At 34.2% G+C, this 12,597-nt stretch carries 9 protein-coding genes and 3 pseudogenes; all 12 read right to left on the minus strand.

What is annotated here, in order from left to right; all coding sequences use genetic code 11:
- Positions 1-557 precede the first annotated feature (557 nt).
- The 12 genes and pseudogenes from ACFQ18_RS08270 to ACFQ18_RS08325 all read right to left on the minus strand — a co-directional run bounded on the left by ACFQ18_RS08270 (position 558) and on the right by ACFQ18_RS08325 (position 12,587).
- Positions 558-1,061, minus strand: a complete 504-nt coding sequence (locus ACFQ18_RS08270; RefSeq protein WP_204798176.1) for a hypothetical protein — start codon at positions 1,059-1,061, stop codon at positions 558-560.
- Between the two features lie 51 nt (positions 1,062-1,112).
- Entirely contained in the window at positions 1,113-1,547 is a 435-nt protein-coding gene (locus ACFQ18_RS08275) for a hypothetical protein (RefSeq protein WP_204798175.1), read from the minus strand.
- Between the two features lie 463 nt (positions 1,548-2,010).
- Positions 2,011-2,113: pseudogene (locus ACFQ18_RS08280) on the minus strand (flagellin); the annotation flags it as partial.
- Positions 2,114-2,466: 353 nt separating this feature from the next.
- Positions 2,467-3,516 carry a glycosyltransferase gene (locus tag ACFQ18_RS08285; RefSeq protein ID WP_204798174.1) on the minus strand — a complete coding sequence of 350 codons (1,050 nt, stop codon included), beginning with the start codon at positions 3,514-3,516 and terminating at the stop codon, positions 2,467-2,469.
- 37 nt (positions 3,517-3,553) lie between these two features.
- Entirely contained in the window at positions 3,554-6,883 is a 3,330-nt protein-coding gene (locus tag ACFQ18_RS08290; RefSeq protein ID WP_204798173.1) for a CDP-glycerol glycerophosphotransferase family protein, read from the minus strand.
- 94 nt (positions 6,884-6,977) lie between these two features.
- Positions 6,978-7,586, minus strand: a pseudogene (locus tag ACFQ18_RS08295) (flagellin); the annotation flags it as partial.
- Between the two features lie 278 nt (positions 7,587-7,864).
- Positions 7,865-8,071: pseudogene (locus tag ACFQ18_RS08300) on the minus strand (flagellin N-terminal helical domain-containing protein); the annotation flags it as partial.
- 359 nt (positions 8,072-8,430) lie between these two features.
- Complete coding sequence (locus ACFQ18_RS08305) at positions 8,431-9,417, minus strand: catechol 2,3-dioxygenase (protein ID WP_204798171.1); 987 nt, start codon at positions 9,415-9,417, stop codon at positions 8,431-8,433.
- Positions 9,418-9,631: 214 nt separating this feature from the next.
- Positions 9,632-9,823, minus strand: coding sequence for a 4-oxalocrotonate tautomerase (locus tag ACFQ18_RS08310; protein ID WP_204798170.1), 192 nt, complete (start codon positions 9,821-9,823; stop codon positions 9,632-9,634).
- Between the two features lie 27 nt (positions 9,824-9,850).
- Positions 9,851-10,639 carry a 2-keto-4-pentenoate hydratase gene (locus ACFQ18_RS08315; protein WP_204798182.1) on the minus strand — a complete coding sequence of 263 codons (789 nt, stop codon included), beginning with the start codon at positions 10,637-10,639 and terminating at the stop codon, positions 9,851-9,853.
- A gap of 31 nt (positions 10,640-10,670) precedes the next feature.
- Positions 10,671-11,681, minus strand: a complete 1,011-nt coding sequence (gene dmpG, locus ACFQ18_RS08320; RefSeq protein WP_204798169.1) for a 4-hydroxy-2-oxovalerate aldolase — start codon at positions 11,679-11,681, stop codon at positions 10,671-10,673.
- Positions 11,682-11,702: 21 nt separating this feature from the next.
- Positions 11,703-12,587 (minus strand): acetaldehyde dehydrogenase (acetylating), encoded by an 885-nt coding sequence (locus tag ACFQ18_RS08325; RefSeq protein WP_204798168.1) that lies wholly within the window; start codon positions 12,585-12,587, stop codon positions 11,703-11,705.
- Positions 12,588-12,597 lie beyond the last annotated feature (10 nt).

The following is a 12,597-nucleotide window of genomic DNA, read 5'->3' on the forward strand; positions in this document are numbered from 1 at the left end:
CCCCCTTAAAGATTTTCTTAAGGAGATTATTACATAGCCCAATTAATATTAGAAGGTGGTCTATATTTGACGCTTACGGATTAAATATCACTCACTTGTAATACATTACAAAAAAAGGCATAATAATCAAAAAGAATATATATGAGTTACTTGTCAGCAAACACCTTGTAATACTAAAAAACGATCGGGCACTAAGGGCACCCGATAAATTCCAACTACATACCGCATAATAAGAGGTTGACCAAGTAAATGTTTTGCTTTAAAGAAGTAGCTACCCTAATCTTGGCCGAGAATGGGGCAGTTTACTTCTTTCTTTGATTGGTGACAAGTGCGATTATAGTTACAACCGCTGTTAATGCAGTAACAACAATAGGAGCTATTTATTTTTGTGAATTATTAAACATGGTAAATTTATCAATTGGGAATCATCCCCATCCGTGCAAGGTCAATAGAACTGACATCAGAGCCCATGACTTTACCATCCCTTTAATAATTCTTAGCAGGTTAAAGCACTTCAGAATCATAATGCTTATGCCTATCCATATGTCTTTATTAAACTATACCTTAAATACTTTTTCCAAACCTTTACTACCATCTTCTTGATAATCAAAATATAAACTAAAAAAATTATCTACCACATCAATTCCAGTATATAAATAATCATCGACTATTAATTCATTAATGTTTAATTTCTCCAACCCTTCAAACAACGATACAATCTCTTTAGCCCACTGAGGATTCTTTAAACTCACAATATCTTTTTCCTCTAATTTCAAAAGACTTTCTAGTATAGCAATATTAGTATAAACTGAGGAAATAATACTTCCTTCTAAAGAATATACGGGATACTTTAGTATAATTTCTACTGGGGATTCCTCACTATTAAATTTAACCTGAATACCTAAACCGCTTATATTATTCGAGTTAGACAACTGTTTTTTCGGATCTGAAGGCCTATCGTTTATTGAAGACTTGATCTCTGATAGGATAGAAACCCTTTTATATTTATTAATAACAGTAAAATCTGGAGTTGAATCTTTTCCGTTAGTAATTTTTAACACTCCTAATGGAGAAACATTTTCTAGATTCGCTAGTAAAAGAAATCCTAAACCCTACCCATATGACGAGGATATATCTTTTTTTCTTTCAGGTGTACAGGCTTTGATTAATTTCTCCTTCCCGATTAGTACCCCGTTAATTACGTCTAATGGATGTTGATTTAAGACTGGACAGTATGAATACGAAATTTGGTTTCTTCTAATTTCACTTATATAATAAAAATAATTTACTAGCCATCTAACTTGATTATGATGTATCTGAATATAATCTTGATTTCCCTTTTTAGCAACGATTATTGATTTAAAGCTTATCTGCCCTAATTTAAGTGCGTCCCTTAAAAAGGTTGAACTATCTAAATTCAATAAATTTGAATAAAGGGCCTGCATCTCCGTGCGCGCTTTATTTAATAATTGAATATCATTTTCAAAAGTGGGAACATCAATATTCGGAGCAATCATAAAATTCTCTTTTCTCTTTGTGACAACCAATAATTAATCCTCCTAGAATATTTAATACCCTATAAAAGATCTCTAAACTTAAAAAGGACTCCAGTAAAACTAGAGTCCCAATATTAATAAAAAAATTAACGAAGAAGTTGTAAAACTCCTTATGGTAATTGGTTGGCTTGCTTTGCGCTGTTCTTTTTGGTTACAGAATAGACTATATCTTCATCCACGTTTTCCATGGAGCTAGGCACTTTGAACAGTTTTCACTGCCCTACGAGATTCATAGTCATAGCTTTTTGGCTTAGACCGTACTTCTTTAGTCGTTGGACCTTCTCCAGAATTTCCTCATAGAAGCTTGACTGCTAATTATCCATTGTTTCATTTTTATTATTTTAAGACCTTCACGCTGACCGTTTCCAGTACGTTGTGGTTGATAAAGCTTTAGGAAGTTTCAGCAATTCACCCAGTTATACTCTAGTCATTATCAAGCTAGACACCCTTCTAATCAATATCTCAAGAGTTGTAATACTCCTTGAGGCATCTGATTAGATTGGGCCAACATTGCTTACTGCTTGACCAAGAATTGAATTTTTAGTTTGTTCCATCATTTATTTCGCCATCGTGCGAATATTTACTTTCACAAATGACCAGACTATATCTTCACCCTCTAGCAACCTAGGGGGCGGGCACTTCGTATTCACAATGCTGATAACCATTGTTTCACCTATGGATTTCATCATCGCAGCTTACGCCTTAGATGGTCTATCCTAGTCGTTGAACCTTCCCCATCTTTTTGGGATAGGAGCTTAATAATCACTAGCCATTACCAGCAAGGATACTGTGCTGTCATTGTTCTATGTTTACCAAAGTACAGTCAACATCACGAATACAAAATCTTGAAATTGATGATTTTTCGAAGAACCATATCATCGAATCCTTTAAATGTTATGCTTCATAACATTCATATATTTTTCTGTTCAAAAACTGTCTGCATCTTGAATTTAATTATCCTTAATAATTCAATATATAATTTTGCCGAAGTATTATCAATCAGATTAAGATACTGTCCCCCATTCTCTACAAATACTTTTCGAAAGCTTTGATTATAAACTATCGTGGGATTGAGACTTTTAATCCAGTTAATAAGATGCTCTAAAACTTTTTTATGTACAAGTGCATCTTTTGTTTGTAAGGCACCCTCAAATATATATTTGATACTTCCAGCCACTACTCTACTAATATATATTTCTAACAAATATTTCTTATCATCAAATGATTCAAAATACTCCATACCAACCTTAAAAGATGCAAAGATATCATTCAATGAAGAGATTGGGTTTTTTGGAGCTATAAGCGAAAGAGAATCATATTGCTGTCTTATTCTGTAAAAATATGTAGTTGTAGGGGCTAAATAAATTTTATTTGCATATAGATAGGTATACATTGAAAAAGGTATATCCTCATTATAGTTAATATTTTCAGGAAAATAGAGGTTTTCAATCAACTCTTTTTTATATAACTTTCCCCAGGTATATACATTCGAAAATAACTCTGTGTTTATATAGTCAAATACCCTAATACCTTCAGATAAATCCACATAACTTTGGAAAATAGCAGGTAAATACATCCCATTGTCATTAAAGTTCTTATACATTCCCAAAACTAAATCCGCACTATATTTACTTACAATTCCCATCATGATTTGAACAGCATTCTTACTAAGTAAATCATCTGAATCAACAAACATTATATATGATCCATTGGCTAAGTCTAATCCAGTATTTCTTGCAACCGAAACACCCCTATTAAAAGTTTGACCGATTACTTTAATATTTCTATAAACTTCAGCAAAATGCGAAGCAATTTGAAGTGACTTATCGGTGGATGCATCATCAACTAATATAATTTCAACATTATTATAAGTCTGTTCCACTAAAGATTTTAAAGTTTCTTCTAGGTATTCTTCTACGTTATAGATTGGTACAATTATGCTCACCATTGGTTCATACACGTATACTCCCCCATTACAATATTAGCGGATTTTCTATTTAACAATAAAGTGATGATATAAATTTCCATACTCTTTCCGAAGACTTCCCGTCTTTATATTGATGAACTTTATCTTTAATTTCTTTTCTGAATAAACTATAGTAATCTTTATCTTTTTCATATTTTATCAATTCACATTGAAGTTGTTCCTGAGTAACAACTTTAGGGCCCGGAGTCCAATTTTCAAATGGTTTAAGGCAAAAACCTCTTTCTTCTTGATACTGTTCTAAGTCTGGTGTAGCAAAAACTATAGGTTTATCCAATAATAAATAATCAAAGTAAATTGAGCTATAGTCTGTAATTAAAATATCCGTTGCACTTAAAACTTCATAAAGGTCAGTAGTTTCCTTATAAGCTGTATGTTCAGGATACATACTTATTCTTGAATAACTGAATAAATTGCCGCTAAGATTCTTTTTATAAAGAGGATGAAGTTTTACTATTAGTTCGTAATTATTCACATTCAAGAAATTTTCTAATGAATCTAGGTTAAAATCTTTAAAACCAAAAAGGTTAGAAGAACTATTAGAATTTTGTACATCCTCATTACGAAAAGTAGGCATATAAAATATAAACCTTTGTCCATTATCCTCTTTTCCTAATAATTCCAACAGTAACTTCCTGCTAGTGTCCTGATTAAATAGAAAATCATTTCTGGGTGAACCAGTAATTATATATTTTTCAGGATCTACTTTAATTGAATTATTAATTGTATTACTATACAAATTTGAATATGATGTCAAAAAATCAACTTCGCTCCAAAATTGTTCAATTGAATTTTTATAAAAATAATATGGATCAGTATAAAACATATTTTTTAATGGGAAGCCATGCCATGTATCTATAATAATTTTTTCTCCAATATCAGAAATTTGTTTAGGATTGAATTCCATATTTGTTGTTACTATTACGTCACTCTTTAGAGCCTTTTCACTAAATTCATTTGTCGCTGCTTTAACAAATTCTATTTGAAAATTATCTGTGATGTATGATGGTATTGATTTATATAAAGCAAGGGTATTACAACCACTATAATCTCTATACCCCAGTAATACTTTAGGTTTCTTGGTTATATAATTTTGTTTCTGAATAATCTTTTTCTGTTTATAATCTACTCCGTCCATTTTTAAATTTTGCAAAATCCATTGTTCTTCTTCTTTTACTACCTCTATTGTAGAACTTTTTCTAACATCGTTACCGACCACTAACAGGAATTGAATACTAGCAAAATCACAATCTTTATTCAAGAAAGAAATATACGGATAACAAACAGTAAATTCATCCTTTTTTAGCGAAAAATGATTTATTAGATACTTATCTATATACTTCAAAAATACATCTAATATTTTATTTTGTTCGGTAATTATTATTTTAGTGCTTTCCTCATCCTTTAAGTTTTTTTCATTAGTAAGTGTGACATTTTTTAGATATTCACTGTGAGTAAATATCTTATTTACCTTTTCACTAACCTTTTTAAATACAAAGTTGTCCATTGTATTTTCCAAAACATACTTATAAAAACGAAAATCCTCTTCAAACGTATCCATTGCTAATTTCGCTACTTCTAAAACACTTTCTTTATCATTTGTTTCTATTAAACTATCAATTATATTTATAAAATCTTGCTCGTTAAATCTGTCCCAATCACATAAATCATATAGTTGCAAAGCTTCTCCTTTAAACTCATTAGAAAATAATATCCTAGCAACTTTAAGAATTGTTCCTTTATTAGTTTTTTCTATGTCCTCTAAAATTACATTACACAAGTCATATCTTTTATAAATAAAAAATTGCTGTAATGTATATACGATTAAATTCTCATCAAGATTTACGAGATACTCATTACCATCTAATAAATCCATTAATTCCCTAATCTGCTTACTCTGTTTCATAGAATTAATTAAGGGTATTAAATCATATTCTTGAGACACATAATCGTTTAATAATAATATATCGACAATATTAATCCAATTTGATTCTAACAATTTCTCCAAAACATCTGATTGTAATATGCCGTTTATTTCATCAATATCCCCTACATTACTAATACATAGTCTTTTAAGAATTGAAGCCTTTTGTAATAGTCTATATTTATCCGTATATTCTTTAAGTAAGTTTAATGCTAAAGAAGGGTTACCTACATCAAAACATGCTCTAACATATATTTGAATATTATTCTCATTCACTAGGTTGTTCGTTTTTAAAAAGGTTGCTATTTCATCTTCTGTATGAAATTTGTTTAGTAAGCACACTACCTTATTAATACTTTCTATATTGTTATTATTTATATTTAATACATTTGTAAAATGGTAAATTGCCCCATTATATTCTTCTTGGTTAAGAAATATTTCCCCTAAACGTAGGTGGGGCCTTTGGTCTTTTAAATCGGGTCTTAAAATAATATGCTGATATTTTTCATTATTCTCTATTAGTTCCTGAAAAGTAGATTTTGCATCCTCTAATTGCCCTCTCAAAAAGAAGATTTCACCTTTTAAACATGGAAATTCGGGGGAATTAGCATAAATTTTTTCAGCGTCCACAATAACATTTAATGCATCGTTATATCTTTTTAGATTAATTAAACATATAATAATTTGAATTAATGCAGTAGATACCCATGCCAACCTAAAATCCTTTTTTAATTTATAGGCTGCTAGATATGCATCTAATGCCTTTTCATATTCACCAATTGAACAATACTCATTTCCTATATTAAAGTGATCAAATGCTTTATTACTTCCGTATTTTATTTCCTTATCGATTAATTCTTTATTTCGCCGTCTTTTTTCTTTTTCAACAACTGTATTTTTTAAATACCCCGAATGAAAAATTAACAGATTGGACTTACTATTTTTCAATGGTTTTCCTGAGTTGGTTTTAAATTGTTCATGAATCTTTCGATAATAGCTAATTTCACCGTTATTTTTATAAATTCTATCATGAAAGTTCTGAACTAAAGTTTCTCCAAAACTTCCAGCAAAGTTAAGTATTTTGACAAAGTATGAGTCATATTGACCGTTATCTTCTTTTAACTTTAGAATAAAATCTTTAAAATTTTCCTCATCAACATACTCATCTGCATCTAATACAAGTATCCACTCCCCTGCGGCTTTTGAAGCTGCATAATTTCGCGCAGCTGAAAAATCATTAATCCATTCAAAGTCGTAAATTTTTGATGTATATCGTGATACTATTTCTTTAGTTCTATCTGTAGATCCAGTATCTACAACAACTACTTCATCTACTAAACGAGAAATAGAGGATAAACAGCGTTCTATTACTTTCTCTTCATTTTTTACAATCATGCATAATGAAATAAATGGTCTCATATTGTTAAACCCTCCTAAGGAGTAATAAACTAAATAAAAATATCGTGCTATAGTCACAGCACGATATTTCTTTTAACTTACTACTCCATTAAAATTAACGAAGTAATTGTAAGACACCTTGTGGCTGTTGATTAGCTTGCGCAAGCATTGCCTGAGAAGCTTGTGCAAGGATAGAAGCTTTTGTTTGTTCCATCATTTCTTTTGCCATATCAACATCACGAACACGAGATTCTGCAGCAGTTAAGTTTTCAGAAGATGTGTTCAGGTTATTAATAGTATGGTCTAAACGATTTTGCAAAGCACCTAGTTGTGAGCGTTGTTTAGATACGGCTTCAATAGCACTATCTATATGGGAAATAGCTGTACTTGCCGCAGCATTAGTACCAACAGATACATTAGCAGTTGTCATACTTAAAGCAGAAGCTCCCATGGCAGAGATCGCAACATTAATAACTTGTCCGGAATTCGCTCCAATTTGTAATGTTCCTGAGAATGACCCACCCAATAGGTTTTGACCATTGAATGCTGTGGTATCCGCGATTCTATCGATCTCAGACATTAATTGATTTAATTCGTCTTGAATAGCACCTCGATCAGCTGATACATTAGTATCATTTCCACCTTGAACAGCTAGTTCACGCATACGTTGAAGAATAGAGTGCGTTTCATTTAATGCACCTTCAGCTGTTTGGATTAGAGAAATCAATTATGTTATCGCAGTGGTTTTTTATCCTCTGCTTCTTTATGTTTCCATAAAGTTCAGGTCATATCTTCACCCCTAATCAGGGTGCCCCGCGCTCGTGGGTGGGTTATTGGTACGGTTCCTCACCACCTGACCGTCACACCTTCCTAATTACCAAACTACCGATTCATTAGGCTTGGCTCGGTATTGCCCACCATCCGCATTTGCTGGTTTGGGGTTCCACCGAATTCACGGAGTGTTTATCTAAGTATTACTACTTAGAGCGGCATTTCTAGTCTACCGTCTTGAGAGTTTTTAGCAGCCATATCTAACCCTCGAATTTGTCCACGCATTTTTTCTGAGATTGCAAGACCAGCTGCGTCATCTGCTGCACTATTAATACGAAGCCCAGAAGATAATTTCTCCATTGATTTAGATTGTGCATTGTTTGCCGCACCTAACTGACGATAAGTATTAAGCGCCGCAATATTGTGATTAATTCTCATTTGTTCCTACCTCCATGTGTTTGTTTTAGCAAGTCACGTCCTTGTGTCTCGCTTTAAATTTATAATAACTCCATCAAATGGAATTACTACCAAATAAAATTTGCTCCAAAAAGATTTTTGAAGACTTAAATGATTACCGGTATTTCCTAACGTTAGGCCGTTGTAAACATCTTCCTGACGTCTACACTATTATTATCGGTGGAGTTTTAACAAAGTTTAATAGTTTTTATAAAAATATTTTTTCAAACCTAAAATTTTCTCTAATATTATGTCTTACATTCTTACCATAAAGGGCACTACAAGATACCACAACAAAGAAAAATGTCTTCCTCCCAACAGGAAGAAGACATTAAATATTCCTATTTATTAATCACAGTTGATTGCACATTTGGAGTTCCATATTTAAAATACGTATCTGGTAACGGGGCTCCATAGAAGATAATTGCTCTTTCTACTTGCTCTTCTGCCCACGTTACTGGTTTCCAATCTGGATCAAAGATTAAATATCCAGAATCCCCGAACAGTTCAACACGGTTACCACCTGGTTCGATGACATACATACACATTGCTTGGGATACCCCATGTTTTAATGGACCAGCTTCGATTTGAATTCTATTTTCAGTAAGTACTTCCGAAAGATCGTGTAAATGTTGTGGAAATCCGTACCAGAATGCAACATGGTGAAGTTTCCCAAGGCCTTGCTCTGAAGTTGATGCATCACCCATAAACGCCAACTCATGAACGAGCGGGCTAACACTTAACCAAGAGCCAATTTCTGACCCATCATTTCTTACTACATGCTCTCTTAATCTAAAACCAAGTTCATCCATCATAAAGTTCTTATTTCTTGTTACATCACTAGACATTAAGTTCACATGATCAAGTCTGCGCACCGGAACACTTGTAAGGGGGCGTTTTTGTGGTCGGTTATTTAATACAGTGAATTGACTTTCATTCGGTTGAAAATAATCAACATCCCAAAGAATTTCCATGTTATGGTTGTCAGGAGTAACGAATTGATATGCTGCACCATGACCTAGGTCACCATCAATCCAACCTTTACCCGCTCCTGATTTCTCTAGTTCCTTCACACGTCTCTCTAAAGCTTCTTTAGAACTAGCCCTCCAGCTAATATGACCTAAACCAGGCTCATTTCTCTCCGTCACTTTTAATGTATGATGATAAAAGTCTTCATAAGCACGAAGGTAAACAGATTGCCCATCTCTAGCCGTTTCTTGCATACCTAATAGTTCTTTAAAGAACCATAGTGTGCCATCTGGATCTGGAGTAAAGATTTCCACGTGAGCTAATTGTGCAACATCAAACTTTTTCAATTCCTTTTCCATTCTAAATTCCTCCTTATTATAAAATTTCAATCATTTGGTAACGTTTTCATTAATTTTCAAAAGTTAATTAAACTGCTTGATTCGATTATAATGGTTAAACAAGTAATAAAAACCCAGTAGTTCCTCTATGCGCAACACTCTAAAGTTTCTACCGATAAATTACAAATAGTTACCATGATAGGAGACCCTACATTAGAATCTCCCCATCTCTCAACTACCTACCTAAATTCTTAGCACTTGTACCACCTATAGCCCAATGTGTTTTCGGTACTTCCGTTACAACAACACGAACATTTTCTTTCGGTGCATCCAGTGATTCGCTTACCGCAGTGGTTACATTTTTCAACAGAGCATCAATTTTTTCTTGAGGTCTACCTTCCATAATAGAAATTTGAACGATTGGCAAATCAATCCCTCCTATCTTGATAGTTAATTATTCTTTCACAAAGAAAGAAACATCACCAATCCCACCAACTTTTACATTTACGAAATCACCAGGAGATAACATAACAGCCGCTGTAAGTCCACCTGTTAAAATTGGTTCTCCCGCTTTTACTTTTTCCCCTTTTTTTGCTAACATGTTTGCTAGTCTAGCAACCGAATTAGCTGGGTGACCAAGTACTGCAGCACCAGCACCTAAAGCTTTAATTTCACCGTTAATCGATAGTGTTACACCAACTACATCTAATTCCAAATTGTCAGGTCTTTTCAAAGTGGTACCGAATACCGCTCCTGCTGCAGATGTATTATCTGCAATAACGTCTGGCAATGTGAAGTTAAAATTTTCATAGCGACTGTCAATGATCTCAATTGCCGGGAATACATATTCTGTTGCAGCAAGTACATCTAATGCGGTTACATTCGGACCTTCCAAATCCCTTGATAAAACAAACCCAATCTCAGGCTCTACTTTTGGATGAATGTAGTCTGATATCGAGATAGAATCCCCTTCATTAACTACCATGTAATCAAAAACATAACCATAAATCGGATCATCCACATTCATTTGTTTCATTTTCGCTTCACTCGTAATACCCATTTTCGGTCCTACAATTTTCTTTCCTTCTTCTAGCTTTTGTCTTACTAATTCTTCCTGGACTAAATATGCCTCTTCAATTGAAAGCTCTGGGTACAAATCAGCAGTAATTTTTGTAATCTCTCTTTTTTCTTTTTCTGCGCCATGTGTATAATTCGCAAGTTCCTTAATTAAATGTGTATCCATTTTAGTAACCATTTTCAGCCTCCTGATTGTATTAAACCAACGATTTTGCTTTCGCTAATTCCGCCGCAACATCGATAATCATATCTTCCTGTCCACCGACCACTTCTCGTTTTCCTAATTCTACTAAAATATCGCGGGAGTCAATGTTGAATTTCTTTGCAGCACGGTTTGCATGTACTTGGAAACTAGAATAAACACCCGCAAAGCCTAATGTTAAACTATTTTTTGTAATTTCTTGTGGCTGTGGTAAAATCGGTGCCACGATATTTTCGGCAAGATCCATCATCTTGTAAAGGTCAATTCCCGTATCAATTCCCATTTTTTCAAGAACAGCCACCAATACTTCTGTTTGAGTATTCCCAGCACCCGCTCCTAGGCAACGAACACTACCATCAATCCGGGTAGCACCCTCTTCAATTGCAGCTAATGTATTCCCCATCGCAAGGGAAAGGTTGTTATGAGCATGGAATCCAATTTCCACAGACAACTCTTGTTTGAGTGCTTTGATTCTTTCTTTTACCTCATGCGGAAGTAGTGCTCCAGCTGAGTCGGTTACATAAACGACATCCGCACCATAGCTTTCCATTAATTTCGCTTGTTCTACCAGTTTTTCCACTGGTGCCATGTGACTCATCATTAAAAATCCAACTGTTTCCATCCCTAATTCTTTTGCCGTTTCAATATGTTGCTTGGAAACATCCGCCTCCGTTACATGAGTTGCAACCCTTACCATTTTTGCTCCAAGATTTTCAGCAACTTTTAGATCCTCAATAGTACCGATTCCCGGTAACAGCAATACCGAAATCTTAGAAAAATCAGCAACGCCAACTGCTGCTTCGATTAATTTTAATTCGTCCGTCCTTGATAACCCGTATTGTAAAGAAGATCCTCCAAGTCCGTCTCCATGTGTTACTTCCACATAAGGAACACGTGCTTCATTTAACGCTTTCGTAATGGATGTTACTTGTTCTACTGTAAACTGATGACTAATCGCATGACTTCCATCTCGTAATGCAACTTCTGTAATTTTTAAATTGGACATATTCATCCTCCTCCCCGCTACTTATTTCGTTGTGACGTTCAATCTACTTTTCGCAAATTCTTCCGCTACTTTCACTGCTGCAGATGTCATAATATCCAAGTTCCCTGCATATTTCGGTAGATAGTGTCCTGCACCTTCCACTTCTATGAACACGGTTACTTTATTTCCATCAAAAATTGGATCTGTACGTAATTTATATCCTGGAACATAAGACTGTACTCTTTCTGCCATTTGTACAACAGAATCCGTAATTGCCTTTTCATCAACAGCCCTAGGATCTACAATCGCATGAACCGTATCACGCATCATGATTGGTGGTTCGGCAGGGTTTAGTATAATAATTGCTTTTCCTCTTTTCGCCCCTCCTACTTGTTCAATCCCTTTTGCTGTCGTTTCGGTGAATTCATCAATGTTCGCTCGTGTACCGGGGCCTGCACTCTTACTTGAAATCGTTGCAACAATTTCTCCATACTCGACTGGCGCCACTTGATTAATCGCATGGATAATAGGAATCGTCGCTTGCCCTCCACAAGTAATGAGGTTCACATTATCTGCATCCAAATGAGAACCTAGGTTTACTGTTGGAACGATAAATGGGCCTATTGCAGCTGGGGTTAAATCTATCATTTGTTTTCCTAGTTTTTTAGCCACTTCCGCATTAGCGATATGCGCTTTAGCACTTGTCGCATCAAAAATAATATCTACTAAATTAGGATTATCTAGTAAACCGTCTATCCCGTTATCAAACACTTCCAAACCGATTTCCTTCGCATGTTTCATCCCTCTTGATGTCGCATCAATTCCCATCATGGTTGTAACTTCTAGTAATTCGGATTTTCTTAATTTCACCATTAAATCGGATCCGATATTTCCAGAACCGATAATTCCAACTTTTACTTTACTCATGTTCATCCCT

It is taken from the genome of Oceanobacillus caeni (assembly GCF_042678465.1).
Lineage (GTDB): Bacteria > Bacillota > Bacilli > Bacillales > Amphibacillaceae > Oceanobacillus > Oceanobacillus caeni.

What these genes read in the sequence shown, in the direction of transcription:
- ACFQ18_RS08290 (WP_204798173.1), bottom strand. Translation starts at nt 6,883, where the DNA reads ATGAGACCATTTATTTCATTATGCATGATTGTAAAAAATGAAGAGAAA.
- ACFQ18_RS08305 (WP_204798171.1), bottom strand. Translation starts at nt 9,417, where the DNA reads ATGGAAAAGGAATTGAAAAAGTTTGATGTTGCACAATTAGCTCACGTG.
- ACFQ18_RS08315 (WP_204798182.1), bottom strand. Translation starts at nt 10,639, where the DNA reads ATGGATACACATTTAATTAAGGAACTTGCGAATTATACACATGGCGCA.
- dmpG (WP_204798169.1), bottom strand. Translation starts at nt 11,681, where the DNA reads ATGTCCAATTTAAAAATTACAGAAGTTGCATTACGAGATGGAAGTCAT.
- ACFQ18_RS08325 (WP_204798168.1), bottom strand. Translation starts at nt 12,587, where the DNA reads ATGAGTAAAGTAAAAGTTGGAATTATCGGTTCTGGAAATATCGGATCC.